We start from the raw sequence: 26,851 nt of genomic DNA, 5'->3' as shown, positions 1-26,851 counted from the left end.
AATTCTTACCATCCGGTAAAATGCGAATGATTTTCTTAAGCCGAATGCGAAGGTCGTACCGGTATGACGGGCGCATGACTCAGCTTGTTTCCATATCCGCGAACACCGCTGCTCTTGCCTTCGACACCCTGCGCATTCCTCAGCGCGTGGCGACCGGCACGGCCATACGCGAGGCCCGCAAGATTGTGGAACGTCAGCTCAATCCGAGCGGCGAAGATCCGGAAGAAACCACCAACATCATCCAGAATACGGAAGTCGCGCTTGATCTCATGACCAAGGGCTTTCGCCAGCCGCAGGCCGGCTTGAAGCAGGCCCTGCAGTCTTACGAGGATGTCTGAGATCCAGGTTTTTGCTGGGAGGAGCAAAGCCCGCGCATTGTCGCGGGCTTTTTGTTTTTCAGCGCTTATTTGCCCTGTGCCGACAGAACATTCAGCACCAGATCGATCTTGCCGGCCTTTTCGAAGGTCAGCGTGACCGGCACCTTGTCCCCCTGCTTGAACGGCGTCTTCACCTTCTGGAACATCAGATGCAGATTGCCGGGCGCAAGCTCGACGGTCTGGCCGGCGGGAATGGCGATCCCGTCCTTGAGCTGACGCATCTTCATGACGTTGCCCTGCATGGCCATTTCGTGGATCTGCACTTCGCCCGATGTCGGCGACGTGACCGAAACCAAGCGGTCGTCGGCTGAACCAGTGTTCCTGACGGTGAAGAAGCCGCTGCCCACGGGCTGGCCGGGCAGCATCGCCTTGGCGAATCCGCCGGAAATTTCGAGATCGCCGGCCTTCACCACCTCACCGCCGACGGCCATGTTCATGGAGCCCATGCCGCTCATGTCCATGCCCTGCATGTGCTGATGGTCCTGGGCGAGTGCTGATCCGGCAAAGCCGCAGGCACAAAGGAGGGCTGTAAAACCAAACGTCCTGACAATGTTCATCGATTATCTCCTCGCTTTGCGTCGCGTTAGCCAATTTCGCCCGCAAATGCAAAAGCCCATTTGCCACGCATCGCAACCGGCTTCTTTGAGGCGCGACAAAAATTTGTGCGTCACCGACATTTCGCTTGCCAAGGCCCGCCGCCCCCGGATAATTGCCGCAACCTTGTTGGGAGAAGCCGGTACGCGATACCGGTGCCGAAGGAGCAACCGCCCCGGAAACTCTCAGGCAAAAGGACCACAAGGGGCAGACGGAACTCTGGAGAGAGGCGTTCTCGAAACGTCCGCCGAAGGGATAACAATCTCAGGCACAGGGACAGAGGGGGCTCAAGGAGACAAGGCGCAACCGCGCCTTCAGTTTTGAGCCCGCGCCCGGACTATCCGGCGCAAACCCCGGAGGCGTCGTTTGGACGATACTGCTGCCCTCAAGAAAACCCCGCTTCACGCGCTGCATCTGTCGCTCGGCGCTCGCATGGTGCCCTTCGCAGGTTATGACATGCCGGTGCAATATCCGGCCGGCGTCATGAAGGAGCACCTTCAGACCCGTGCCGCCGCCGGCCTGTTCGATGTCTCCCATATGGGCCAGGTCATCATTAAGGCGAAGTCCGGCAAGTATGAGGATGTGGCTCTAGCGCTGGAAAGCCTCGTACCTGTCGATATCCTCGGCCTTGCCGAGGGCCGCCAGCGCTACGGCTTCTTCACGGATGAGAATGGCGGTATTCTCGACGACCTGATGATCACCCATCTCGACGACCATCTTTTCGTCGTCGTCAACGCCGCTTGCAAGGAGCAAGATCTCGCGCACTTGCAGAGGCATCTCTCCGATACTTGCGACATAACCCTCCTCGACCGCGCCTTGATCGCTCTTCAAGGCCCGCGTGCCGTGGAAGCGCTCGCCGAACTCTGGGCCGATGTCGCCGCAATGAAATTCATGGACGTGCGCCACTGCCGCCTGCACGATGTTTCCTGTCTCGTCTCGCGTTCGGGCTATTCCGGCGAAGACGGTTTCGAAATCTCCATTCCCGCCGAGAAGGCCGTTGACGTCACCAACCGGTTGCTCGAGCATCCCGATGTCGAGCCGATCGGCCTCGGCGCCCGCGACTCGCTGCGTCTCGAAGCCGGTCTCTGCCTCTATGGCAACGATATCGACACGACGACCTCGCCGGTCGAAGCCGCCATCGAATGGGGCATGCAGAAGGCCCGCCGCACCGGTGGCGCTCGCGCCGGCGGTTTCCCGGGTGCCGCGCGCATTCTTGGCGAACTGGATAACGGCGTTTCCCGCAAGCGCGTCGGCCTGAAGCCCGAAGGCAAGGCGCCGGTGCGCGGCCATGCCAAGCTCTATGCCGATGCGGAAGGCAAGACCGAGATCGGCGAAGTCACCTCGGGTGGTTTCGGCCCCTCCGTCGAAGGCCCCGTCGCCATGGGCTACGTGCCGGTCTCCCATGCGGGAGTAGGCACACAGGTCTATGCCGAAGTGCGCGGCAAGTACCTGCCGGTGACCGTCTCTGCCCTTCCCTTCATTAAGCCGACCTACAAACGCTGACCCCTATTGCGAGAGGATTTTTCCATGCTGAAATTTACCCAGGAACATGAATGGCTGAAACTCGAAGGCGATGTCGCGACCGTCGGCATCACCACCTATGCTGTCGAGCAGCTCGGTGACCTCGTCTTCGTGGAACTGCCTGAAGTCGGCGCCACCTTCTCCAAGAACGACGATGCGGCGACCGTCGAATCCGTCAAGGCAGCGTCCGAAGTCTACTGCCCGCTCGATGGCGAAATCGTCGAGGTCAATCCGGCGATCGTTGCCGATCCCTCGCTCGTCAATTCGGATCCTCAAGGCGCCGGCTGGTTCTTCAAGCTCAAGCTGAAGAGCCTCTCCGATGTCGACGGCCTGCTCGATGAAGCGGCCTATAAGGAGCTGACTGCGTAATGACGACGCCTACCGAATTCCAGTTCACCGACTATCAGCCCTATGACTTCGCCAATCGTCGTCATATTGGCCCCTCGCCGTCTGAAATGTCGGATATGCTCGGTGTTATCGGCTACAAGAGCCTGGATGCGCTGATCGACGCGACCGTGCCGCCCGCCATCCGCCAGAAGGCGCCGCTCCTCTGGGGTGCGCCGATGACGGAGCGCGAAGCGCTCGACAAGCTGCGCGAAACCGCCAACAAGAACAAGGTTCTGACCTCGCTGATCGGCCAGGGCTATTACGGCACGATCACGCCGCCGGTCATCCAGCGCAACATCCTGGAAAACCCTGCCTGGTACACGGCCTATACGCCCTACCAGCCGGAAATTTCGCAGGGCCGCCTCGAAGCGCTGCTGAATTATCAGACGATGATCTGCGACCTGACCGGCCTCGATGTCGCCAACGCGTCGCTGCTCGATGAGGCGACGGCTGCTGCCGAAGCCATGGCCATGGCCGAACGCGTCGCCAAGTCGAAGGCCAAGTCCTTCTTCGTCGATGCCGATTGCCATCCGCAGACCATCGCTCTCATCCGCACCCGCGCCGAACCGCTCGGCTGGACTGTTATCGTCGGCAACCCCTTCAGCGATCTCGATCCGGTTGATGTCTTCGGCGCGATCTTCCAGTATCCGGGTACGCACGGCCATGTACATGACTATACCGGACTGATTTCCCGCCTGCACCAGACGGGCGCCATCGCCGTCGTCGCCGCCGATATCCTGTCGCTCACGCTTCTGAAGTCGCCGGGTGAAATGGGTGCCGATATCGCCATCGGTTCCTCGCAGCGTTTTGGCGTTCCTGTCGGTTACGGTGGTCCGCATGCGGCCTACATGTCGGTCAAGGATGCCATCAAGCGCTCAATGCCCGGCCGTCTCGTCGGCGTTTCCGTCGATGCCCGCGGCAACCGCGCCTACCGCCTGGCGCTGCAGACGCGTGAACAGCATATCCGCCGCGAAAAGGCGACGTCGAACATCTGTACCGCGCAGGTTCTGCTCGCCGTCATGGCCTCCATGTACGCCGTCTTCCATGGTCCCAAGGGCATCAAGGCGATCGCCCAGCAGGTCCACCAGAAGGCAGTGCTGATGGCCAAGGGCTTGGAAAAGCTCGGCTACAAGGTCGAGCCGGACACTTTCTTCGACACGATCACCGTCGACGTCGGCCACATGCAGGGTCTGATCCTGCGCGCAGCCGTCGCCGAAGGCGTGAACCTGCGCAAGGTTGGCGAGACGAAGATCGGCATGTCGCTCGACGAGCGTACGCGTCCGGCGACGCTCGAAGCCGTCTGGCGTGCCTTCGGGGGCAATTTCCAGGTTGCCGATTTCGAACCGTCCTATCGCCTGCCGAAAGATCTGCTGCGCACCAGCGAATACCTGACGCATCCGATCTTCCACATGAACCGCGCCGAAAGCGAAATGACCCGCTACATCCGCCGGCTCTCCGACCGCGATCTGGCGCTGGACCGCTCGATGATCCCGCTCGGCTCCTGCACGATGAAGCTGAACGCGACGGCGGAAATGCTGCCGATCACCTGGCCGGAATTTTCCGACATCCATCCTTTCGTGCCGGCAGACCAGGCGCTTGGCTACCGCGAAATGATCGATGACCTCACGGAAAAGCTCTGCGCCGTCACCGGCTATGACGCTTTCTCCATGCAGCCGAATTCCGGCGCGCAGGGCGAATATGCAGGCCTCCTGACCATCCGCAACTATCACATTGCCAATGGCCAGGGTCACCGCGACGTCTGCCTCATCCCGACCTCGGCGCATGGCACCAACCCGGCATCCGCCCAGATGGCCGGCATGAAGGTCGTCGTCGTCAAGGTCCGTGAAAACGGCGATATCGACCTCGACGATTTCCGCGCCAAGGCGGAAGAACATGCGGCAAACCTCTCCTGCTGCATGATCACCTATCCGTCGACGCACGGCGTCTTTGAGGAAACCGTCAAGGAAATCTGCGACCTCGTGCATATCAATGGCGGCCAGGTCTATCTCGACGGCGCCAACATGAACGCCATGGTCGGCCTGTCTCGCCCCGGTGACATCGGCTCTGATGTCTCGCATCTCAACCTGCACAAGACCTTCTGCATCCCGCATGGCGGCGGCGGTCCGGGCATGGGTCCGATCGGCGTCAAGGCGCACCTGGCGCCGCACCTGCCCGGCCATCCCGAAGCCGACGGTCGTTCGGGCGCGGTTTCGGCAGCAGCTTTCGGTTCGGCCTCCATTCTGCCGATCTCCTGGAGCTACTGCCTGATGATGGGCGGCGAAGGCCTGACGCAGGCAACGAAGGTGGCAATCCTCAACGCCAACTACATCGCTGCCCGCCTCAAGGGCGCTTACGACGTGCTCTACAAGTCGCAGGCTGGCCGTGTGGCGCATGAATGCATCATCGACACCCGTCCGCTGGTCGACAGCGCCGGCGTCACCGTCGACGATGTTGCCAAACGCCTCATCGACTGCGGCTTCCATGCTCCGACCATGAGCTGGCCGGTTGCCGGCACGCTGATGATCGAGCCGACCGAGTCCGAAACCAAGGCCGAACTCGACCGCTTCTGCGAAGCGATGCTGGCGATCCGGCAGGAAGCCCGCGATATCGAGGAAGGCCGTTCGGACAAGCTGAACAACCCGCTGAAGAACGCCCCGCACACGGTCGAAGACCTCGTCGGCGAATGGGACCGCCCCTATTCGCGCGAACAGGCCTGCTTCCCGCCCGGCGCTTTCCGCGTCGACAAGTACTGGTCGCCGGTCAACCGCGTCGACAACGTCTATGGCGACCGCAACCTGATCTGCACCTGCCCGCCGGTCGAGGCCTACGCAGAAGCTGCGGAATAGCAGCCGGGCCAGACGCCAGAAGCGCAAGCAAAAGGCTGAGTAATCCAAGCCCCTTCCATCAGGGAGGGGCTTTCCTAATTCTGATAGAGAATACGCGAAGAAAGGTCACACCAAATGCCCCAGGATCAAAGCGAAGCCAGAATGCAGGCGCCCTGGTCGAAGCCTGTGCTCATCGCCCTCGAAGAGCCCGGCCAATACGTGACCATCGATAATACCCAGGCAGCCTCCTGGGCGATGATCGAGGACTGGCCGACGGAGGATGGCGCCGCACTCGACCAGGCGCTGCTGATCTGCGCCGACGTCATCAAAGGCAAGCGCACCGGTGAGGACGCGCGCAAGGCATTCATCGCCGCCGCAGTCGAAGCGGGTCTCGATATCAAGAGTTGAATGGCGGCTGTCGGCAAAGAACCGCATGGATGGATGATGCGCGGCTATGCATTCCTGACGACGAAAGAACGTCGGCAGACTTTTTCTGGATTTTCATTGGGATCGATGAACCATTTTCGGTTTTCTGCGTAATTATCGTTGCTGGATATTGCAAAACCAGCAGGGAGAAGGGTTGCCTGCCCCTGTACCGGGCGCCCTTCTCCTCTATCACCACGGTAGCCGGCGAGATCCGCCTGACGATGGACCCGCTCGACCTTTTGCGGGCGCTTGCCGGCGGCGCGAGCATCAGCCGCGGCCCCGCCTGGCGGGTTGCGGCACGGCAGCTCATCGGTATCCTGATTACGGATATGAGAGCCGGTCGCTGAGGCCTACGTGCCATTTCGGTACAGTCGTCTCAGATTCCCTCGCCTTTCGCTAACCGAAGCCGTTCAGTATTCCCTAAACCCTTGCCGGTAAAACGCTTGTTGTCCGGAAACAGGGAAACGGTCAATGAGCATTTCTGCAATCACGCATACGGCTCTTTCGGGAATGCTGGCACAGACGACGCGCGCAGGCGCAATCGCCAACAACGTCGCCAATGCGAGCACACCGGGTTATGGGCGGCTGAACACCAGTTTCCAGTCCGTCGAACCTTCGGGCGTTACGGCAAGCGTTACCGAGACGGATCAGGGCGTGGATTTTGCGACCGAGCTCACCGATCTCATCGAGACTGAACAGAGCTACAAGGCGAATGCTGCGGTCTTCGAAACCGGTGCCGATCTCTGGGACGTGCTGATGAGCATAAAGCGCGACTAAAGCGCACTTGCCCCTTTTCAGGCAGACAATTCTTTAAACGATCGAATAAGCCACCGAACCCAGCGCTACGGCACCGAAGGCGAGCAGCATGTAGCTCGTCGCGCGGCCGACCTTGGCCGTGAAATCGGCCGAAAGCCGGTCCCTTGCAAGGCTGACGGCACCGCTGAGGCAGAACCACCACAATAGCGATCCCAGGAAGACGCCCGAGACGATGGCAGCCGAACTGAAGCGGCGTGTCTCCTCGGTCAGGCCCAGGCCAGCAAACAGCGCGCCGAAGGAAAGGATCGTCGCCGGATTGGAAATGGTCAGCAGGAAGGTCGAAATCGTCGTGTGCAGGAAGTCGGCTGCGTCGATCTTCGCCGCCTTTACCTTCCCTCTGTTCTCCAGTCCCCGAAAGCCGAGCCAGAGCAGCATCAGCCCGCCGCCGAGCGCCAGCGGAATAGTGGCCATCGACATGGTCTCGGAGAAGACGGCAAGCCCGGCGACGGCGACCAGCGCGTAACTCGCGTCACCGAGGGCAGTCCCGAGCCCGCCGGAAAAGCCGTACCAGAACCCCTTCTCGATGCTTCTGTTGATGCAGAGCGTTCCGATCGGCCCGAGCGGCGCGGTGATGATGACGCCCAGCAGGGCGCCTTTCAGGAACAGAAAGAGCATTGTCCGCTTTTCTTCTTGGTCGCTTGTCGGTCTCGGACAGGCTCGTCAAAATCAAAAGGCCGCCAATTATGGCGGCCATCAGGCAAATTCAACGAAAAAATGCTTAATGCTGTGCAGGAACGACTGCATCGCCGCGCGCGGCAAGAGCTGCGAGATCGGCAGGCTTCAGTTCGACGGATTCGCCGCAGCCGCAGGCCGATGTCTGGTTCGGATTGGTGAAGGTAAAACCAGAGCGCAATGTGGTGGTTTCAAAGCCGAGTTCGGTGCCGAGCAGATAGAGAACGGCCGACGGCTCGATCCAGACCTTTGCGCCATCGCGCTCGATCAGGTCGTCCTTGGCATTGGGCTCGGTTACCATGTCGATGGTATATTCCATCCCGGCGCAGCCGCCCTTCTTGATGCCGACGCGAATGCCCTTGGCATCCGGTCCGCCATTTTCGACGATCGCCTTCACGCGGTCCGCGGCGGCTGTCGTCATGCTCATCACAGCAAAGCCCATGGGCTCCTTCTCCTTCCGCAACCGGGGTCAAGATCCGGTGCTTCGTGATTCAAATGTAAGGCGATCACCTTAATGGATCAATACCAGCCGGTCAGTACCAACCAACCGCGACCTGCGCCTCTTCCGACATGCGGTCCGGCGTCCACGGCGGATCGAAGGTCATGGAAACCTCAACGCCCGAAACGCCTTCGACGGCGCCGACGGCGTTTTCCACCCAGCCCGGCATCTCGCCGGCAACCGGGCAGCCGGGTGCGGTCAGCGTCATGACGATCTTGACCATGCGGTCGTCTTCGATGTCGATCTTGTAAACGAGACCGAGCTCGAAGATATCAGCCGGAATTTCCGGGTCGTAGACGGTCTTGAGAGCGCCGATCACGTCTTCGCTGAGACGCGCCAGCTCCGCTTCGGGAATGCTGGAATGCACGATGCCCTCGCGCACGTCGATCTTCTCTTCATCCAGGCTCATGGCTTCTTCCTCAAGCAAAGAACTTGCGCGCATAGTCGAGCGCATCGGCCAGCGCATCCACCTCGGCGCGGGTATTATACATGCCGAAGGATGCCCGGCATGTGGAGGTCACGCCGAAGCGTTTCAAGAGCGGCATGGCGCAATGCGTGCCGGCGCGAACGGCGACACCCTGGCGGTCGATCACCATCGAGACGTCGTGGGCGTGAATGCCCGCAAGCTCGAAGGAGAAGATGGCACCCTTGCCCGGCGCATTGCCGAACACGCGCAGCGAATTGACCGCCTTGAGCCGCTCTTCGGCATAGGCCGTCAGATCGGCCTCATGGGCTGCGATTTTCTCGCGGCCGATCTTCTCCATATAGTCGAGCGCATAGCCGAGCCCGATCGCCTGCACGATCGGCGGCGTACCGGCCTCGAAACGGTGCGGCGGATCGTTGTAGGTGACGATGTCCTCACTCACCTCGAAGATCATCTCGCCGCCGCCCTGGAACGGCCGCATCTCCTTCAGCCGGTCCTTCTTGCCGTAGAGTATGCCGATGCCCGAAGGGCCATAGAGCTTGTGGCCGGTCATCACGTACCAGTCGCAATCGATATCCTGCACGTCGACCGGCAGATGCACCGCACCCTGCGAACCGTCGATCAGGACCGGAATGCCACGCTCATGGGCAATGCGGCAGACTTCCTTGACCGGAACGATGGTACCGAGCGCATTCGACATATGGGTGATCGCGACGAGCTTGGTCTTGTCGGTCAGGCTCTTTTCGAAATCCTCGATATGGAAAGCGCCTTCATCATCGACAGGCACCCAGACGAGCTTGGCGCCCTGCCTCTCCCGAATGAAATGCCATGGCACGATGTTGGAGTGGTGCTCCATGATCGTCAGCACGATCTCATCGCCCTCGCCGATCTTAGGCATGCCCCAGCCGTAGGCGACGGTGTTGATCGCTTCGGTGGAGTTTTTGGTGAAGACGATATCGTCGACCGAAGGTGCGTTCAGGAAGCGGCGAACCTTTTCGCGCGAGGCCTCATAGGCTTCCGTCGCGGCATTGGAGAGATAGTGAAGGCCGCGATGCACATTGGCATATTCGTGGCTGTAGGCATGCGAAATCGCATCAATCACCGCCTGCGGCTTCTGGGCGGAAGCGCCGTTGTCCAGATAGACCAGCGGCTTGCCATGCACCTTCTCCGCAAGGATCGGGAAATCCCTGCGGATGGCTTCGACATCATAGGCGGTTGCCGGTACGATCTTGTCCATGGCGCTTTCCGATCAGGCGTGCTTTTCCAGCCAGGCCGAGATGACGCCTTCCAGCGCCTCGACCAGGGATTCGTCTTCCAGTTCCTCGACGATCTCGGCAACGAAGGCGTTGACGAGCATGGCGCGTGCCTTGTTCTCCGGAATACCGCGAGCCATCATGTAGTAGAGATGGTTGTGGTCGATATCGGCAACCGTCGCGCCATGGCCGCACTGTACGTCGTCGGCAAAGATTTCGAGCTCGGGCTTCACCGAGAACTCGGCATCGTCGGACATCAGCAGCGTGTTGCAGGCCATCTTGGCATCGGTCTTCTGGGCATCGGGCGCGACCCGGATCATGCCCTGGAAGACGCCCTTGGCGCGATCGAAGACGACATTGCGGATCACTTCCGTCGAGCCGGTGCTCGGTACGTCGTGGCCGAGTACCATCGTCACGTCGGTGTGCGTGTCGGCGCCGAGCAGATTGATGCCACGCAGCGTCAGATAGGCGCCCTCGCCCGTCACTTTGATATTCAGCTCCTGGCGCACCAGCTTGCCGCCGGCATTGATGACGAAGAGCTTCAGTTTAGCGTCAGCGCCAAGATCGACGCGGATCTGGCCGAGATGCGTATCCTCTGCGCCCTGCTGCTGCACGATGATCCAGGTCAGCTCCGTGCCCTGTCCGACCGTGATGTCGCTGACATGCGACACGAGTGCGGCATCGCCGGTCACCGAGCGGTGACGCTCGATCACGACGCCCTTCACGTTTGCGCCGAAGCTGACCGGCAGGCGGGTATGAATGTCGCCGCCGGCATGCACGAACTGGATTTCCAGCGGCTCTTCGAGCTCGGTACCATCCGGCACGTCGATCACATAGCCGTCCTTGACGAAGCTGCCATTGATGCGGCCGACTGCATCGTCACGGCCAAGCGCGTCGAGGCCTTCGACAGCCGAACCATCGGTCAGCTTTTCGGAATAAAGAGTAACAGAGAGGTCACCGGCCGAAGACTTACCGGCGGCCTTGCCCTGGATCACGGACAGAACCGGAGAATCCTCGACCAGCGGCTCCAGCGCTTCAGAGCCGGCATCGCCTGCCTGAGCCGGAACGCTGCGCAGCAGGTTCTTGAGGTCCGTATAGTGCCAGGCCTCGATGCGGCGCGTCGGCAGGCCTTCCTTCTTCAGGTCGTCGAGCAGCCGGTCGCGCAGCGCTGTGACCGCACCATTGCCCGGCAGTTCGCCGATCTTCTCGTTGAAGGCTTCGATCAGCGCCGATTCGGCCGCAGTCAGGCGGCTCGTCGTTTGCATGTTCATGGACGTCGTCCTTTCCGCCACGCTCAGGCTGCGGCGCCGATAATGTCGGCGTAACCGTTGGCTTCCAGCTCATGGGCCAGCGTCTTGTCGCCGGACTTGATCACCTGACCCTTGTAGAGAACGTGGACGGTGTCCGGCACGATGTAATCGAGCAGGCGCTGGTAGTGAGTGATGACGATGACGGCACGGTCAGGCGAACGCAGCGCGTTGACGCCGTCGGCAACGACCTTCAGCGCATCGATGTCGAGGCCGGAGTCGGTTTCGTCGAGCACGCAAAGTTTCGGCTCGAGCAGCGCCATCTGCAGGATCTCGGCGCGCTTCTTCTCACCACCGGAGAAACCGACGTTCAACGGGCGCTTCAGCATCTCGGTATTGATCTGCAGCTTGGCGGCAGCATCCTTGACGCGGCGCATGAAATCCGGCGTCGTCAGCTCGTCCTCGCCGCGCGCCTTGCGCTGCTCGTTCATCGCCACCTTCAGGAACTGCATGGTGGCGACACCCGGGATTTCGACCGGATATTGGAAAGCGAGGAAGACCCCCTTGGCGGCGCGCTCGGCCGGATCGAGCTCGAGAATGCTCTCGCCATTGTAAAGGATGTCGCCCTCGGTCACTTCATAGTCTTCACGACCGGACAGCACATAGGAGAGCGTCGACTTGCCGGAGCCGTTCGGACCCATGATGGCGGCCACTTCGCCGGCCTTGACGGTCAGGTTCAGGCCACGGATGATCTCGGTGCCATCCTCGGCGATGCGGGCATGAAGGTTTTTGATTTCAAGCATCTTTGGTTCCTGCGTTTGTCTGCGCAGCTCACTCAGAGCCTCGCGTAATTCGTAAGGGCGTTACCTGTGGCGCTCGGCGCTATCGCCAGAAGCAGATTGCGGCGAAAACCGCGCTCGCTGCGAGCCGAAGGCATTCGACATATGCCGGGATTGCCAAAACGGCCTCTCCCGGTTTTTCCACGCGCTGCCGGAGAAACACATAGGGCTGCTCCGGCGGCTTTTCTGTCTTGTATTCCTGTTCGCGGGGGCGAATTTTCGCCAATACCTCCCCGCGCATATCGGCCAGACGTTCAAGAATTCGCTTCTTGTCCGCCTCGCTCATATCAGCCGACCGAGCCTTCCAGCGAGATGCTGATCAGCTTCTGCGCCTCGACGGCGAATTCCATCGGCAGTTCCTGCAGAACTTCCTTGACGAAGCCGTTGACGATCAGCGCGATCGCTGCCTCGGTCGGAATGCCGCGCTGCAGGCAGTAGAACAGCTGGTCTTCGGAGATCTTCGAGGTGGTTGCCTCGTGCTCGAACTGCGCCGTCGAGTTCTTTGCCTCGATGTAGGGCACCGTATGGGCGCCGCACTTGTCGCCGATCAAGAGCGAGTCGCACTGGGTAAAGTTGCGGGCGTTCGAAGCCTTGCGGTGGGCTGAAACCTGGCCGCGATAGGTATTCTGCGAAACGCCGGCAGCAATACCCTTGGAAACGATGCGGCTCGACGTGTTCTTGCCGAGATGGATCATCTTGGTGCCGCTGTCGATCTGCTGATGGCCGTTGGAAACAGCGATCGAGTAGAACTCGCCTCTGGAGTCATCGCCGCGCAGGATGCAGGACGGATACTTCCAGGTGATGGCCGAACCGGTCTCGACCTGCGTCCAGGAGATCTTCGAGCGATCACCACGGCAATCGCCACGCTTGGTGACGAAGTTGTAGATGCCGCCCTTGCCGTCCTTGTCGCCCGGATACCAGTTCTGGACCGTCGAATACTTGATCTCGGCATCGTCGAGCGCGATCAGCTCGACCACGGCCGCGTGCAGCTGGTTTTCATCGCGCTGCGGCGCGGTGCAGCCTTCGAGATAGGAGACGTAAGCGCCTTCCTCGGCGATGATCAGCGTGCGCTCGAACTGACCGGTATTCTTCTCGTTGATGCGGAAATAGGTGGAAAGCTCCATCGGGCACCGCACGCCCTTCGGCACGAAGACGAAGGAGCCGTCGGTGAAGACGGCCGAGTTCAGCGTCGCATAATAGTTGTCGGTCGTCGGAACGACGGAGCCGAGGTACTTGCGTACCAGTTCAGGATGTTCGCGGATAGCTTCCGAGATCGACATGAAAATCACGCCGGCCCTCTTCAGCTCTTCCTTGAAGGTCGTCACGACGGAAACCGAATCGAACACCGCATCGACGGCGATCTTCGGCTTCTCGACGCCGGCCAGGATTTCCTGTTCTTTCAGCGGAATGCCGAGCTTCTCATAGACCTTGAGGATTTCAGGGTCGACCTCATCAAGCGACTTCGGACCCGGCGTGCTCTTCGGCGCCGCGTAATAGTGGATCGCGTTGAAATCGATCTTCGGATAGTCGACGCGCGCCCATGTGGGCTCTTCCAACGTCAGCCAGCGCTTGTAGGCTTCCAGGCGCCATTCGAGCATCCATTCCGGCTCCTGCTTCTTGGCAGAGATCAGGCGGATGATGTCTTCGGAAAGGCCTTTGGGTGCCTTGTCCATTTCGATGACGGTTTCGAAACCGTATTTATACTGGTCCACGTCGATCTGACGGACGCGATCGACTGTTTCCTGGACTGCAGCCATGTCGTTCTCCAATCTCGCCGGAGAAAAGGTCCGGCAGCTTGTCGTGCGGGCGATTTTCTTTTGCCCTTGATATAAGTGGCCAAAAGGGACTTTTCAGCCCTGATGGCAAGTGGAAATTTGCGTTTCCGCAAGTTTGTGAAGCGTTCAGGCCGCCTCGCCCGCCGGCTTTCGCCGGGCGGCGATTTTCGTAAAGGCGGCAATCGCCCGATCCACGTCTTCTTCCGTCGTCGAAAAGCCGATCGACATGCGTAGCGCCCCGAGCTTCGGATCGCGACCCATCGCAGTCAGTACATGGCTTTCGCCGACCCTGCCGGAGGAGCAGGCCGAACCCGCCGAAAGGGCCACGCCTTCGAGATCGAAGGCGATCTGCCCGGTCTCCGCCTTCAGGCAGGGAAGCGTGAAGAAGATGGTGTTGGCGACGCGCGGGCCGTCGGCACCGTGGATGATGACATCGGGTGCCGCAGCGCGCATGCCGGCTTCCAGCCGGTCGCGCAGGACCGCAATCGCAGCATTGCGCTCCTCAAGGTTCTGCAGCACGGCTTCCGCAGCTGCCCCGAAGCCGATCAGCGCCAGCGAATTCTGCGTCCCCGAGCGGTGACCCTTCTCCTGCCCGCCACCGCGGATCAGCGCTTTCGGCATCAAAGCCTCACCTCGGGCGATCAACGCGCCCGCTCCTTTCGGTCCACCGATCTTGTGGGAGGAAATGATCATGAAATCGGCACCGATCCGCCCGATCTCGATCGGCAGCCGGCCGGCCGCCTGCACGGCATCGACCACGAAGAGCCCGCCATGAGCACGCACGATCCTGCCCGCCTCTTCGACCGGCTGGACGATGCCGGTCTCGTTGTTGACGAACATGATCGCCACCATCGGCAGGCCCGTCGACTTGTCATGGGTGTCGAGAAGTGCTGCGAGCGCGGTCAGGTCGACAATACCGGCCTCGGTCACCGGGATTTCGGTCGTCTTGTCCTTCAGGAAACGGCCGCCCTCGCGAACTGCCAGATGCTCGACGGCGGAATGATAGAGACGGCCGAGTTTCAGCGGCGTGCGGCCCATGCTGAAATCAGGCGTCAGCACCATATTGGCCGCTTCGGTCGCACCGCTCGTAAAGATCACATTGGCCGGGTCGGTACCCGTCAGCAACGCGACCTTGCGGCGCGCACCCTCGATGGCGGCCCGGGCAGCACGGCCCTCGCCGTGCACGGAATTGGGATTGCCGAAGACATCCACGGCGCGCATGACCGCGTCACGCGCTGCAGGGTGCATCGGCGAGGTTGCGTTCCAATCGAGATAAAGGCGTGGCGGCGCCATTGTCTTCGGTCCTGCGCTTGACGAGCTTGCTTTGGCGTGGCGGCGCATTTTTCTTGAAATTTCCGCCGGGCTTGCCTTATGACACGTTCCACGCTGCGTGGATTGCCATGCAAGTTTCGAATTGTTCTAAACTGCGTTTTAGAAAAGCTGACAACCGTCGTCAAGTCATGTTGTCGCCAAACGTGGCGTGAACGCGAAATAAAACCCGGAGTACCGATGCCCGAAGTCATTTTCAACGGCCCAGCCGGCCGTCTTGAAGGCCGCTACCAGCCCTCCAAGGAAAAAAGCGCACCGATCGCTGTCATTCTGCACCCGCATCCGCAGTTTGGTGGCACGATGAACAACCAGATCGTCTACCAGCTCTTCTACATGTTCCAGAAGCGCGGTTTTACGACACTGCGCTTCAATTTCCGGGGCATCGGTCGCAGCCAGGGCGAATTCGACCATGGTGCGGGCGAGCTTTCGGATGCCGCCTCCGCGCTCGACTGGGTGCAGAGCCTGCATCCCGATTCGAAGACCTGTTGGGTCGCCGGTTACTCCTTCGGCTCCTGGATCGGCATGCAGCTTCTGATGCGCCGCCCGGAAATAGAAGGTTTCATGTCGATTGCCCCGCAGCCGAACACCTATGACTTCTCGTTCCTGGCGCCCTGCCCCTCCTCCGGCCTGATCATCAATGGCGAGGCGGATAAGGTGGCACCTGAAAAGGACGTCAACGGCCTCGTCGAGAAGCTGAAGACCCAGAAGGGCATCCTCATCACCCATCGCACGGTGCCGGGCGCCAACCACTTCTTCAACGGCCAGGTCGACACACTGATGGCCGAGTGCGAGGATTATCTCGACCGCCGCCTGAATGGCGAACTCGTGCCGGAACCGGCGGCAAAGCGCATCAGGTAACGGCCCGCCGCATGGCGGCCGTCATCTCGAATTCCACACCCTGAACATTTTCGATAAAGATCGGCCCGCGCTCCTGCATGCCGATCTTTTTTAGTATGTGCTGAGAGGCAAGATTGTCCGGGTGCGTGAAGGCGATGAAATGCGGCGCAAGGCTTCTCGCGAAGAACCAGTCGGCAAGGCTTGCCGCGATTTCCGTTGCATAGCCTTTGCCCCATTCCCGGGCGTAGAAAGCATAGCCCATCTCATACTCGCCGGTGTGGTAGATCGAGATTCCGGCACGTCCGATGAATCGGCCGTCCTCGCGGCCAACGATCTTGTATTTCGTCGTGCCGTCGCGCGCCTGCTCGGCAAGATATGTTCGCAGCCGCTCCTCGCACTTTTCGCGTGGCCAGGGCGCTCCGCCAGACATGTAGCGTGTCGTCTCGATCGTCGAATGCAGGTCCTGGATCAGGTCGGCATCGCCGTCTTCCCACATCCGAGCGACAAGGCGCGGCGTTTCGAAAATGATTTCCCCGCTCATATGGCCGGCTCCGCCAGTACACCACCGCTTACCGGCTGACTGACGCCCGTCGTGCCGGGATAGGTGAGCGGCAGTCCCTCCAGCGAACGTACGGCGAGATAAGCCCAGGCCTCCGCCTCCATCGCATCGCCATCGAAGCCCGCCTGTTCGGCACTCATCACGCTGGAAGCGCTCTTGCCGGCCATATCGGCAAACTCCGCCATGATCGCCCCGTTCAGCCGCCCGCCACCGCAGACGATGTAGACTGAGGGGCTCTCGGGCAGATAGCCGGCCGATTTGATGATCGAGGCCGCAGCGACATGCGCAAGCGTGCGCGCGCCATCCTCAAGGCTCGCTTCACCATTCGCCAGCGGCTTGAAATCGCCGCGGTCGAGCGAGCGGCGGATATTGCCTTGGAAGAACGGGCTGCCGAGGTAGCGGGCGGCAATATCAGGCACCACCTGCCCGCGCCCGGCGATCTCGCCGCCCGGATCATAGGTCTTGCCGGTCTGCATTTCCACCCACTGGTCGATCAGCGTATTGCCGGGGCCGCTGTCGAAGGCGGTGATGCGGCCTTCCGCGCCGATATAGGTGAGGTTCGAAATGCCGCCGATATTGACGAAGCAGACACTTTGCCCGTCCGTCTTGAACCGGCTGGCAAGGGCAGCATGGTATGCAGGTACCAGCGGCGCACCCTGCCCGCCATGCACCATGTCGTTGGCGCGCATATCATAGACCACGGGAATGCCTGTGCGTTCGGCCAGAAGCTGCCCGTCACCGATCTGGATCGTCAACGCATCGTCCGGTCGGTGCAGCACGGTCTGGCCGTGAAAGCCGAGCACGTCGATTTCGTCCCTGCTCAGGCCGAATTTATCGAGAAATGCCGTAACGGCATCTGCATGACGTTCAGTGAGTTCAATCTCGATTTCGCGCAATTCGTCCGGTCGTGCATTGCGATCGGTCAGAGGCCGGGCCAGATCGAGCGCCCGCTTCAGCCGCTCGCGGAAACCGCCGGCATAGGCAACGCCCAGAAACGGGCCGCGTTCGATGAAGCCTCGCCCGTCTGTTCGCAGCAACGCCACATCGATGCCATCCATCGAGGTGCCGCTCATCAAGCCGATCGCAGTCCTGACAATATCCATTGCGCCGCGAGCCTTTCATGCGATTCCCGGATGCACTTTTGGAAAAACAGTGCTAAACGCGCCGCGACGGTTCAACAAGCGTCAATCCCAATTCACGTTCGACGTTCAAGAGACGAAGCCCATGCCTGAGTTCAAGTCCGATTTCCTCCGCACGCTGCAAGAGCGCGGCTTCATTCATCAGATTTCCGATGAAAGCGGCCTCGACGATCTCTTCGCCAAGGAAACCGTGACGGCCTATATCGGCTTCGATCCGACCGCACCCAGCCTGCACGCCGGATCGCTCATCCAGATCATGATGCTGCACTGGATGCAGAAGACCGGCCATCGCGCCATCTCGCTGATGGGCGGCGGCACCGGCATGGTCGGCGACCCCTCCTTCAAGGAGGAGGCCCGCCAGCTGATGACCGTCGATACGATCGAAGGCAACATTGCCTCCATCAAGCGCGTCTTCTCCAACTACCTGAACTACGGCGACGGCCCGAAGGACGCGCTGATGATCAACAATGCCGAATGGCTGCGCTCGCTGAACTATCTCGAGTTCCTGCGCGACGTCGGCAAGCATTTCTCGGTCAACCGCATGCTGTCCTTCGACAGCGTCAAGACGCGCCTTGATCGCGAGCAGTCGCTGTCCTTCCTGGAATTCAACTACATGATCCTCCAGGCTTACGATTTCGTCGAGCTTGCCAAGCGCTACGACTGCCGCCTGCAGATGGGTGGTTCGGACCAGTGGGGCAATATCGTCAACGGCATCGACCTCGGTCACCGCATGGGGACGAAGCAGCTCTACGCGCTGACCTCGCCGCTCTTGACCACATCTTCCGGCGCCAAGATGGGCAAGTCGGCGACCGGTGCGGTGTGGCTGAATGCCGACATGCTCTCGGCCTATGACTTCTGGCAGTACTGGCGCAATACGGAAGACGCCGATGTCTCGCGCTTTCTGAAGCTCTACACGACGCTGCCGATGGACGAGATCGCCCGCCTTTCGGCACTTGCCGGTTCCGAGATCAACGAAGTCAAGAAGATCCTCGCAACCGAAGTCACCGCGATCCTGCACGGCCGCGAGCCCGCCGAACAGGCAGCGGAGACGGCGCGCAAGACCTTCGAGGAAGGCGGCCTGTCAGAGAACCTGCCGTCGGTCGAGGTCCCGGCCTCCGAACTCGACGCAGGCATCGGCCTCCTGTCGCTGATCGTCCGCGCCGGTCTTGCCGCCTCGAATGGCGAAGCCCGCCGTCACGTCCAAGGCGGCGCCGTGCGCATCAATGACCAGGCCGTCAGCGACGAGCGCAAGATGATCGGCAGTGGCGAAATCACCGCCGATGGCGTCATCAAGCTGTCGCTCGGCAAGAAGAAGCACATCCTGATCCGCCGCGCAGCGTAAGCAGCGCCGCAGATAACCAAGACAAAAGCCGGCCCTTGCGCCGGCTTTTGTTTGTCTGCGGTAAAGTGAAGCTCAGGATTGAAGCCAGTAGCGCTTCGAATCTGGCGATCACTGAAACTCGAAGATCTGGCGGAAGACGCCGGGCGCGATCACCGAGAGCGGATTGATCTGCAGGTTCGGCTGGTCGAACTTGCCGGTGAGCTTGAAGGTAATGCCGATCAAACCCCGGTCCGAACCATTGCCGAGGATGACGCCGATCAGCGGCAGTTCGGCAAACAGCCGGTTGAGGCCATAGGCCGGCATGAAGGTGCCGGTCATGTCCATGTTGCCCTTCGCATTGCGCACCACGCCCTGAAAGGTGGCGCCGATCTGGTCGCCGCGCAGCACGCCGTTTTCGATGGAGATTGCCCCGCCGCGCGAAACGATACGGGCAAAGCCGCGCTGGAAGCGCTGCGAGGAGGTATCGATATCGCGTTTGACGGCTTCGTTCAGCGTGCGCTGGTCCGAACCGACAGGTGTGGAAACGATCGAGCGCAGGCGTTGCTCGTTGACGATCGAGAAGCGACGCACGTCGAGCGAGCCGTCCCAGCCGTTGCCCGCATTGAGGCGGATCGACAGGTTGAGAAGCCCGCCCTGCATATGCTGGTAAAGATCGGCGAAACGTGAGACGGAGCCGGCATCGCCGCTGGTGATATTGATGACGCCGCCGCCCTGCATCTGGCTGACGACCGCCTCGCCGCTATCGGTGATGCCGGAGAAATTCAGCGATTGCAGCCGGCTGCCGCTCATGGCGATCTGTGCCTGGAAATTGCCGATCTTCTCGTCATTGAAGCCGATGATGTTCTGCAGTTTCGCCCGCACGGTCACGCTGCTGCTGTCGCTGCCGTCGCCATCGCTGTCCGAATCCGATTTCAGCCGGGCGATGATCGGTCGCGCGTCGGCGCTGGCGCCGGATACGGAAATATCGAAGCCGCCTTTGCTGCGTTTCAGCGACAACCCGAAATCATCGGCCGAAGACAGTTTCACGCTATCGAAATCAGCCGATATAAGGCCGCTTTTGCCGATGACGAGCGCACCCGTCGCACCAAAGCCATCGCCCTTCAGGCGGAAATTCCTGACCTGCGTATTGTCAGGCGGGCCGGAAACCTCGAATTCGGCATTGGCGGGAATGCCGCTGCCCTTCGACCAGCCGATCCAGGGCAGATCGAGCGACGCCTTGCCGAGATCGAGCTGCACGTCCTGCCGGTCGTCGTCGAGGCGTGTCAGTACCAGCTTGATACTCCCGCCGAGGATGCCGGAAAGGCCAGGCAGCAACCTGTCACGCTGGTCGCCGTTCAGTGTTGCCGTGATTACGCGCTGCGGCTCGATGCCGGAAGATTTGTCGACGGGTTCCAGCATATCGATATCGGCGGATACGCCGTCGATGTCGGCCTTGCCCTTGACCTTCACCTGCTGTGGATCGGCATCGAGCATGCCGTCGAGATTGGTGATGACGCGCCCGGAGAACGGCTTGGCAAGCGCGACATCGGTAAGCTTCATCTGCGCCTCCCATTCGGGTGGCGGCGGGTTCTGCGAGGACAGAAGTCCGAAATGCGCCTGCACATGCGCGTCGATAGTGCCCTTGAGGTCGTCGGGCACAAAGCCTGCGCGCTGCAGCACCTTGATCGGCTTGTAGGTCAGAAGCTCGCCCACCGCATCGGCTGCGCCCGAAACGGAAATGTCGGCATCTGCCATCAGCGGCTTGTCATAGACTGACGGCATCACGAAGGTGCCCGGCTGCACCGTCACTGAACGCCCGGATGGGAAATAGGAGGTGCCGCTCTTGAGCGAGATCGTCGCCTTTCCGCCCGTCAGGTCGAAATGCGCCGCGGTATCGCGCACCGGTGGGATCTCGCCGGCGACATTCAGGCGCGTACCGGCGATGTCGAAGGCGATGCGGAGCTGGTTCTCATCGAGCCGCAGGCCGCGTCCTCCCGCCGCCTGGTCCAGCCGGCCTGCCGGAATGAAGACGGAAATGGAAGCATTGCTCACCGTGCCGCCGAACAGGTTTGCAAGCACCCAGACCCGTGCCTTGGACGCCATCCAGAAGGGCCAGAGCTGCTTGACCGCCGTCGTCTGCATCTGCTGCGACTGACCGGCAAAACTGATCTCCGGTGATTCCTCATTCAGTCGGATGTGAAGAGCCCCGTAGAGCGAGCCGAGCGGCGAGGAAGCCACCATATTGGTGAACTGAAATTCGCGGCCGGCAACGAGATAGCGCCCGGTTGCCTGCAGATCGAAGGATAGTGGCTGCTCGCCGGAATTGGGCGCGGCTGTGCCGCCGCTGATCAGCGCGTCGATGCCGAACCCCTTGCCCGCATTCGGATCGAGCTTGTCGAGGTCGATCACAGCGCCGCTGATCGGCAGCACGGTCGATCCGAGATGCAGTTGCGACTTGGCGATTTCCAGCGTCTGCTTGTCGAAATCATAGGCAAGATTGAGCTGCCCGTCCGTCAGCTCCTGCGAATCCCCATCGACATAAATCATGCCGGGATCGAGATTGAGCGCTGCATTGAGCGCCGGCTTGACGCCATCTGCAGCCCGGACTGCAGATAGGGTTAGATTGCCGAATGTGTTGAGGCCCTGGCGGATTTCCCCCTGTTCGTTGCGCTTCAGCGCAAAGGGCGTCAGGTCGGCGTGCGACAATGTGGCGACGAGCTGGGATGCCCGCCCGCCCGTCTGCTCGGTGATCACATTGAGATCAGCCGCTTCGCCGTTGATGGAAATCTGGCCGCTCAGTTGCAGCGAGTTCGGCCCGGCATGCTCGAAGGCGAGATTGTCGACGACGAGCGAAAGCGGCCCGTTTGCCGTATCCGCAAGCTTGATGTCGATGCCGGAGATGCGCACGGAGTCGGTAGCGCCGCGTTCGACGAAGTTTTCGAACAGATCGAGATGCGAGAAGATCGTCTCCATTGCCGCCGGAATGGCATCGACGCGTAGATCGTCAAGCTTGACGGGAGCGCCTGACGGAAGCAGCGACGTGTCGAGGGCGATATCGTCAGCTTCGACCGACGTCACGGCAATGCGGCCGCGGAAGAGCTGCAGCGGATCGAGCGCCATGCGCATCGATGATGTGGTAGAAAGATGCTGGCCGCTCTGCTGGTCGATCATGTTGACGTCGCGCGCTTCGAGCGCCAGCCCCAGGCCGGACGTGAAACGGATGACGGTGGACCCGACTTCGGCCCGGTAGCGTGGTCCGAGTGCACTGTTCAGTGCCGATTGCGCCTGCTGCGACAACGGTGCGTCGATAATCCCGCTTTCGATGGTGAAGACGATCGCCGCCAGGATGAACAGGATGACCGCGCAGAAGCCGCCGGTGGCCTTTGCGGTGCCGCGCATGCGCGAGCGTGGTGGCGGGCAATGCACAATGAGGGGATCTTCCACTTGCGCGGAAGGCAGGTTGTGCAACGCGACGATATCCTTCTTGCGAAACGTGACTTTTTCGCCGCGGATGGCTGACATGCGCCTTGGGAAACTCCTGAATCTGATTTGAACGGCTCTGGGCGGGACGCCGTCTCATCCACTATATAACCCGTCTGATATAGTATCCCTCCTAAACCCGGCAAAAGAAAGTTTTGAGAATGTCCGCACCCGGTATCGGCTCTCTTGCTCCCGATTTCAGCCTCCCGCGCGATGGCGGCGGGCGCATTTCACTCTCGGATTTCCATGGAAAGCCAGTGGTTCTGTTCTTCTATCCCAAGGATGACACGACGGGCTGCACGACCGAATCGCTGGATTTCACGGCACTTGCTGGTGAGTTCGCAGCCGCCGGGGCCGCCGTCGTCGGCATGTCGCCCGATTCGGCGACCTGCCACGATCGTTTCATCAAGAAACACAAGCTGACGGTGGCGCTTGCCTCCGACGAAGAGAAGACGGTGCTGCAGGCCTATGGCGTGTGGAAGGAAAAAAAGATGTATGGCCGCACCTTCATGGGCGTCGAGCGCACCACCTTCCTGATCCGCCAGGACGGTACCATTGCCACCATCTGGCAGAAGGTAAAGGTCGCAGGCCATGCCGAAACGGTACTGGCAGCCGTCAGGAACCTTGCTGCGTGATGAGCATCACCTCGCTGCGCGGCGGCGCGATCGATGCGATCCGTTCCGCCGATCTCGACCGCAAGACGGAACTCGCGCAGGAAAGTGCCACAAGATGGTTTGCGCGGCGCATCTCGCTGCGCTCGCCGCTGGACGCGCCCCTGCCGGAGCGTCCCGGCCGGCCGGAAAAGCCGCTGCTGGTGCCGCCGACCCAGGTTGAGAAGCGCTCACTGCATACCGTGCCTGGCCGCATCGCCCTGTTGCATGCTATTGCCCATATCGAGCTCAATGCCGTCGACCTGGCGCTCGATATCGTGGCGCGATTCGCTTCCGCTCATGTGCCGAACTCCTTCTTCGACGGCTGGATGCAGGTTGCCTTCGAAGAGGCCAAGCACTTCCGCATGGTGCGCAAGCGGCTCAACGATCTCGGCGCCGACTATGGTGATTTGCCCGCCCATGATGGCCTCTGGCAGGCGGCGCATTCGACCCGCAACGACCTGACGGCGCGCCTAGCCGTCGTGCCGCTCATTCTCGAAGCGCGCGGTCTCGATGTTACACCTGCGCTGCAGGCCAAGATGCGCGAGACCGGTGACCTCGAAAGTGCCGCGGTTCTCGACGTCATCTACAATGACGAGAAGGGCCATGTCGCCGTCGGCGCTAAATGGTTCCGCTTCCTCTGCGCACGCGAAAAGCGTGATCCTGCAAGGACATTTCAGGAATTGGTGCGGGCCAATTTCCGCGGTCCGCTGAAGGCACCGTTCAACGATGTGGCCCGCGCCGAAGCCGGGCTGACGCCCTCCTTCTACAGGGCACTGACCTCGACCAGCCAGAGCTGATTGGTAAGCTCCGGCTTGCTGACGTAAACCGACTATTAACCATAAAAGTATGTAATCATTTCCCAATGAGGCGGCGCTGAAACGGCGAATCTTTGGGAGACCCTCCGTGACGAACGGACATCACAGTCGGGTATTCGGCAAGAGGGTACAGGAACATGTCCTCATCCTCGCCAGTGGCGACAAGGTGCGTCACATGACGGTGAAGCCCTGGATGGCGGCGCTGGCCTTCTGCTTCGTCGGCGTCTTTTCCATCGGCTATCTGCTCGCCACCTCTTACCTCGTGCTGCGCGACGATCTGATCGGTGCGACCATGGCCCGCCAGGCCCGTATGCAGCATGACTATGAGGATCGCATCGCGGCACTGCGCGCCCAGGTCGACCGCATCACCTCCCGCCAGCTTCTCGATCAGCAGGTCGTCGAGGACAAGGTCGACAAGCTGATGGAGCAGCAGATGGCGTTGACCTCGCGCCACGGCAAGCTCGATAACCTGCTCGACCGCGCCCAAAGCTCTGGCCTGACGGGCAAGGATGCGCCTGCCGCGAATGGTTCGGCGCAATCCTACGCGCCCGACATCAAGGACAAGCGCGCTTCGCTGACCGGCGGTGCGCAGGCGATTGAAAATATGCTGGCAGGCGATAGCAAGCCGGCCGACGCCGAAACGCCCGATAATTCCACCCTCGCCTATGTTCCATCACAGGAAACCGTTGGCGACCGCGCTGACCGCATCTTTTCCAAGGTCACGCTTTCGCTGAAGAGCGTCGAGCAGGATCAGAAGAGCCGTATCGAGCTGCTGACGAGCGACGCCGGCAATGCCGCCGATACGATCCAAGGCGTACTCGACCGCTTCCATATTACGGTCCCGGCTGAGGCTGTTGCCGCCAAGGAAGATGAGGACGACGCCGTCGGCGGTCCTTATGTGGAGCCTGAAGGCAACGACGACTTCAACAATTCGCTGATCCAGCTCGACGGCGCGCTGACGCGTCTGGAGGCCGTGCGCAGCACCGCCGAAGCCCTGCCCTTCCGCAATCCGGCCATCGGCAAGGAAGTCACCAGCCCCTTCGGTAACCGGCGCGATCCCTTCCTCGGCCGGCTTGCTCTTCATTCCGGCATCGATTTCCGCTTCTCGCCCGGCGAAAGGATCCGACCCACCGCGCCCGGTAAGGTGATCGCGGCCGGCTGGACCGGCGGCTACGGCAACATGGTCGAGGTCGATCACGGCAATGGGATTTCGACGCGCTACGGCCATATGTCGGAAATTCTGGTCAAGGTCGGCGACACGGTCGACCGCAATGATGTCATCGGCCTGGCCGGCAGCACGGGCCGCTCTACCGGCACGCACCTGCATTATGAGGTGCGTCAGGATGGACATGCCGTCGACCCGATCTATTTTATGAATGCCGGCCTTAAACTTGCCACTTATATAAAATAGCCGGTCGCGGTAACGAATGCTTCACCCCGCTACCTGAGGTGGAGGCGCTCTTCCTTGACTTGCCGGCCGTTTCGGATTATGTCGCCCAGCATTGCGGCATGCAATCCTGCCGACTCGCCAGAGACCGGCCGAACGAAACGGAAACAGTTTTCCCTTTGACGACATTTGCTGAACTTGGTTTGAGCCCCAAAGTGCTCTCCGCTGTGACCGATGCGGGCTACACGATCCCCACTCCCATTCAGGCCGGGGCAATCCCCTTCGCGCTTGAACGCCGTGACATCTGCGGCATCGCGCAGACCGGCACCGGCAAGACGGCATCCTTCGTTCTTCCCATGCTGTCGCTTCTGGAAAAGGGCCGCGCCCGCGCCCGCATGCCCCGCACGCTGATCCTGGAGCCGACCCGCGAACTGGCCGCCCAGGTTGCCGAAAATTTCGAAAAATACGGCAAGAACCACCGGCTCAACGTCGCCCTCCTCATTGGCGGCGTTTCCTTTGAAGATCAGGATCGCAAGCTGGAGCGCGGCGCGGACGTACTGATCTGCACCCCCGGCCGCCTTCTCGACCATTTCGAGCGCGGCAAGCTCCTGATGAGCGGTGTCGAGATCCTCGTTATCGACGAAGCCGACCGCATGCTCGACATGGGCTTCATTCCCGATATCGAGCGCATTGCCAAGTTGATCCCCTTCACCCGCCAGACGCTGTTCTTCTCGGCCACCATGCCGCCGGAAATCCAGAAGCTCGCGGATCGCTTCCTGCAGAACCCGGAGCGCATCGAGGTTGCCAAGCCCGCATCGGCTTCCAAGACCATCACGCAGCGTTTCGTCGCCTCGCATGGCAAGGATTACGAGAAGCGCGCGGTCCTGCGCGACCTCATCCGCGCCCAGGAAGATCTCAAGAACGCGATCATCTTCTGCAACCGCAAGAAGGACGTCGCTGAACTCTTCCGTTCGCTGGACCGTCACGGTTTCTCCGTCGGCGCCCTGCACGGCGACATGGACCAGCGTTCGCGCATGACCATGCTTGCCAATTTCAAGGACGGCAACATCAAGCTGCTCGTTGCCTCCGATGTCGCTGCCCGCGGCCTCGATATTCCCGATGTCAGCCACGTCTTCAATTTTGACGTGCCGATCCATTCGGAAGACTATGTCCACCGCATCGGCCGCACCGGCCGTGCCGGTCGTTCCGGCGCTTCCTTCACCATCGTCACCCGTCACGATCAGAAATATGCCGACGCGATCGAAAAGCTGATCGGCGAGAAGGTCGAATGGCTGAACGGCGATCTCTCCGCCCTGCCGCCGGCCGAAGAAAGCCGCGACAGCGAGCGTTCTCCCCGCCGCGGCAAGGGTCGTGAGCGGGACAAGGATCGTGGCCGCGACCGCCGGTCTTCGAGTCATAAATCTGATATCAACGCCGAAGATAATGGCGGCGAAGTCGTGGAAGCAGCAGCAAAGGCCGACAGCGTGAAGAACGAGCGCAAAGCAGAACAGAAGCCGCAGAACAATGCGCGCGGCAATCGGCCCTATCCGGCAAACGACGACAATCGCGAACGTCGCCGTCACCGTGATCACGACGATGGCCCGACACCGGTCGGATTCGGCGACGACATCCCTGCCTTCATGCTGATCGCTGCAAACGCCAAGATCTGAGACCCT

The 26,851-nt window shown here is 61.0% G+C and carries 24 protein-coding genes, 2 pseudogenes and 1 riboswitch; of the genes and pseudogenes, 13 read left to right on the top strand and 13 right to left on the bottom strand.

Annotated features, from left to right (window positions below; translation table 11 throughout):
* Window positions 1-74 precede the first annotated feature (74 nt).
* Window positions 75-338: a hypothetical protein gene (locus tag FHT87_RS20890; protein WP_183734986.1), complete on the top strand. Its 264-nt coding sequence runs from the start codon at window positions 75-77 to the stop codon at window positions 336-338.
* Window positions 339-403: 65 nt separating this feature from the next.
* On the opposite strand, the pseudogene FHT87_RS20885 reads toward FHT87_RS20890, so the two are convergent.
* A pseudogene (locus tag FHT87_RS20885) lies at window positions 404-859 on the bottom strand (copper chaperone PCu(A)C); the annotation flags it as partial.
* Window positions 860-1,090: 231 nt separating this feature from the next.
* Window positions 1,091-1,182: riboswitch (glycine riboswitch) on the top strand.
* A 155-nt stretch (window positions 1,183-1,337) separates the two neighbouring features.
* Between FHT87_RS20885 and gcvT the strand changes: the two are divergent.
* The 6 genes and pseudogenes from gcvT (at window position 1,338) to FHT87_RS20855 (ending at window position 6,907) form a co-directional block, all read left to right on the top strand.
* Window positions 1,338-2,474 carry a glycine cleavage system aminomethyltransferase GcvT gene (gene gcvT / locus FHT87_RS20880; protein WP_183734984.1) on the top strand — a complete coding sequence of 379 codons (1,137 nt, stop codon included), beginning with the start codon at window positions 1,338-1,340 and terminating at the stop codon, window positions 2,472-2,474.
* A gap of 24 nt (window positions 2,475-2,498) precedes the next feature.
* Window positions 2,499-2,861 carry a glycine cleavage system protein GcvH gene (gene gcvH / locus FHT87_RS20875; protein ID WP_183734983.1) on the top strand — a complete coding sequence of 121 codons (363 nt, stop codon included), beginning with the start codon at window positions 2,499-2,501 and terminating at the stop codon, window positions 2,859-2,861.
* On the top strand, window positions 2,861-5,725 hold the full coding sequence (gene gcvP / locus FHT87_RS20870; protein ID WP_183804707.1) for an aminomethyl-transferring glycine dehydrogenase: 2,865 nt from the start codon (window positions 2,861-2,863) through the stop codon (window positions 5,723-5,725). Before gcvH ends, gcvP begins: the two co-directional genes overlap by 1 nt.
* A 141-nt stretch (window positions 5,726-5,866) precedes the next feature.
* The gene (locus FHT87_RS20865; protein ID WP_183735105.1) at window positions 5,867-6,112 is read left to right on the top strand and encodes a DUF982 domain-containing protein; all 246 of its coding nucleotides are present in this window, start codon (window positions 5,867-5,869) and stop codon (window positions 6,110-6,112) included.
* Between the two features lie 215 nt (window positions 6,113-6,327).
* Window positions 6,328-6,477: pseudogene (locus tag FHT87_RS31555) on the top strand (TetR family transcriptional regulator); the annotation flags it as partial.
* Window positions 6,478-6,601: 124 nt separating this feature from the next.
* Entirely contained in the window at window positions 6,602-6,907 is a 306-nt protein-coding gene (locus tag FHT87_RS20855) for a flagellar basal body protein (RefSeq protein WP_183804705.1), read from the top strand.
* A 33-nt stretch (window positions 6,908-6,940) separates the two neighbouring features.
* Here FHT87_RS20855 and FHT87_RS20850 read toward each other — a convergent pair whose 3' ends face one another.
* The 9 genes from FHT87_RS20850 to FHT87_RS20810 form a co-directional block, all read right to left on the bottom strand.
* On the bottom strand, window positions 6,941-7,561 hold the full coding sequence (locus FHT87_RS20850; protein ID WP_183804703.1) for a LysE family transporter: 621 nt from the start codon (window positions 7,559-7,561) through the stop codon (window positions 6,941-6,943).
* Window positions 7,562-7,664: 103 nt separating this feature from the next.
* Window positions 7,665-8,060 (bottom strand): Fe-S cluster assembly scaffold SufA, encoded by a 396-nt coding sequence (gene sufA, locus FHT87_RS20845; RefSeq protein WP_183804701.1) that lies wholly within the window; start codon window positions 8,058-8,060, stop codon window positions 7,665-7,667.
* 91 nt (window positions 8,061-8,151) lie between these two features.
* Window positions 8,152-8,526 (bottom strand): SUF system Fe-S cluster assembly protein, encoded by a 375-nt coding sequence (locus FHT87_RS20840; protein ID WP_183734979.1) that lies wholly within the window; start codon window positions 8,524-8,526, stop codon window positions 8,152-8,154.
* Window positions 8,527-8,536: 10 nt separating this feature from the next.
* Window positions 8,537-9,778: a cysteine desulfurase gene (locus tag FHT87_RS20835; protein WP_183804699.1), complete on the bottom strand. Its 1,242-nt coding sequence runs from the start codon at window positions 9,776-9,778 to the stop codon at window positions 8,537-8,539.
* Window positions 9,779-9,790: 12 nt separating this feature from the next.
* The gene (gene sufD / locus FHT87_RS20830; RefSeq protein WP_183734977.1) at window positions 9,791-11,065 is read right to left on the bottom strand and encodes a Fe-S cluster assembly protein SufD; all 1,275 of its coding nucleotides are present in this window, start codon (window positions 11,063-11,065) and stop codon (window positions 9,791-9,793) included.
* A 23-nt stretch (window positions 11,066-11,088) separates the two neighbouring features.
* On the bottom strand, window positions 11,089-11,844 hold the full coding sequence (gene sufC / locus FHT87_RS20825) for a Fe-S cluster assembly ATPase SufC (protein ID WP_183734976.1): 756 nt from the start codon (window positions 11,842-11,844) through the stop codon (window positions 11,089-11,091).
* Between the two features lie 79 nt (window positions 11,845-11,923).
* Window positions 11,924-12,166, bottom strand: a complete 243-nt coding sequence (locus tag FHT87_RS20820) for a hypothetical protein (protein WP_183734975.1) — start codon at window positions 12,164-12,166, stop codon at window positions 11,924-11,926.
* Between the two features lies 1 nt (window position 12,167).
* Window positions 12,168-13,637, bottom strand: coding sequence for a Fe-S cluster assembly protein SufB (gene sufB / locus FHT87_RS20815; RefSeq protein WP_183734974.1), 1,470 nt, complete (start codon window positions 13,635-13,637; stop codon window positions 12,168-12,170).
* Window positions 13,638-13,781: 144 nt separating this feature from the next.
* Entirely contained in the window at window positions 13,782-14,948 is a 1,167-nt protein-coding gene (locus FHT87_RS20810; RefSeq protein ID WP_183734973.1) for a cysteine desulfurase family protein, read from the bottom strand.
* A 216-nt stretch (window positions 14,949-15,164) separates the two neighbouring features.
* Here FHT87_RS20810 and FHT87_RS20805 point away from each other — a divergent pair, with 216 nt between their 5' ends.
* Window positions 15,165-15,842: an alpha/beta hydrolase gene (locus FHT87_RS20805; protein WP_025668882.1), complete on the top strand. Its 678-nt coding sequence runs from the start codon at window positions 15,165-15,167 to the stop codon at window positions 15,840-15,842.
* Here the strand turns inward: FHT87_RS20805 and FHT87_RS20800 are convergent.
* Both FHT87_RS20800 and FHT87_RS20795 read right to left on the bottom strand, forming a co-directional pair.
* Window positions 15,835-16,362 carry a GNAT family N-acetyltransferase gene (locus FHT87_RS20800; RefSeq protein ID WP_183734972.1) on the bottom strand — a complete coding sequence of 176 codons (528 nt, stop codon included), beginning with the start codon at window positions 16,360-16,362 and terminating at the stop codon, window positions 15,835-15,837. The two genes, FHT87_RS20805 and FHT87_RS20800, sit on opposite strands and share 8 nt — an antisense overlap.
* On the bottom strand, window positions 16,359-17,483 hold the full coding sequence (locus FHT87_RS20795; RefSeq protein ID WP_183804697.1) for an anhydro-N-acetylmuramic acid kinase: 1,125 nt from the start codon (window positions 17,481-17,483) through the stop codon (window positions 16,359-16,361). The genes FHT87_RS20800 and FHT87_RS20795 overlap by 4 nt, the downstream gene beginning before the upstream one ends.
* Before the next feature lie 121 nt (window positions 17,484-17,604).
* Between FHT87_RS20795 and tyrS the strand changes: the two genes are divergently transcribed.
* A complete protein-coding gene (tyrS, locus tag FHT87_RS20790; RefSeq protein ID WP_183734970.1) occupies window positions 17,605-18,861 on the top strand; it encodes a tyrosine--tRNA ligase in 1,257 nt (418 codons plus the stop codon).
* Between the two features lie 108 nt (window positions 18,862-18,969).
* On the opposite strand, the gene FHT87_RS20785 is transcribed toward tyrS, so the two are convergent.
* Complete coding sequence (locus FHT87_RS20785; RefSeq protein WP_183804695.1) at window positions 18,970-22,362, bottom strand: AsmA-like C-terminal region-containing protein; 3,393 nt, start codon at window positions 22,360-22,362, stop codon at window positions 18,970-18,972.
* Between the two features lie 119 nt (window positions 22,363-22,481).
* On the opposite strand from FHT87_RS20785, the gene FHT87_RS20780 reads away from it, so the two are divergent.
* The 4 genes from FHT87_RS20780 to FHT87_RS20765 all read left to right on the top strand — a co-directional run bounded on the left by FHT87_RS20780 (window position 22,482) and on the right by FHT87_RS20765 (window position 26,845).
* Window positions 22,482-22,955, top strand: coding sequence for a peroxiredoxin (locus FHT87_RS20780; RefSeq protein ID WP_183734968.1), 474 nt, complete (start codon window positions 22,482-22,484; stop codon window positions 22,953-22,955).
* Complete coding sequence (locus FHT87_RS20775; protein WP_183734967.1) at window positions 22,955-23,770, top strand: ferritin-like domain-containing protein; 816 nt, start codon at window positions 22,955-22,957, stop codon at window positions 23,768-23,770. Before FHT87_RS20780 ends, FHT87_RS20775 begins: the two co-directional genes overlap by 1 nt.
* Window positions 23,771-23,876: 106 nt before the next feature.
* Window positions 23,877-25,199, top strand: coding sequence for a M23 family metallopeptidase (locus tag FHT87_RS20770; RefSeq protein ID WP_183734966.1), 1,323 nt, complete (start codon window positions 23,877-23,879; stop codon window positions 25,197-25,199).
* Window positions 25,200-25,354: 155 nt separating this feature from the next.
* Window positions 25,355-26,845, top strand: coding sequence for a DEAD/DEAH box helicase (locus tag FHT87_RS20765; protein WP_183734965.1), 1,491 nt, complete (start codon window positions 25,355-25,357; stop codon window positions 26,843-26,845).
* Window positions 26,846-26,851: the final 6 nt, after the last annotated feature.

The organism is Rhizobium sp. BK316 (assembly GCF_014193695.1).
Lineage (GTDB): Bacteria > Pseudomonadota > Alphaproteobacteria > Rhizobiales > Rhizobiaceae > Rhizobium.
This window is presented reverse-complemented; position numbering and strand designations above follow the sequence as displayed.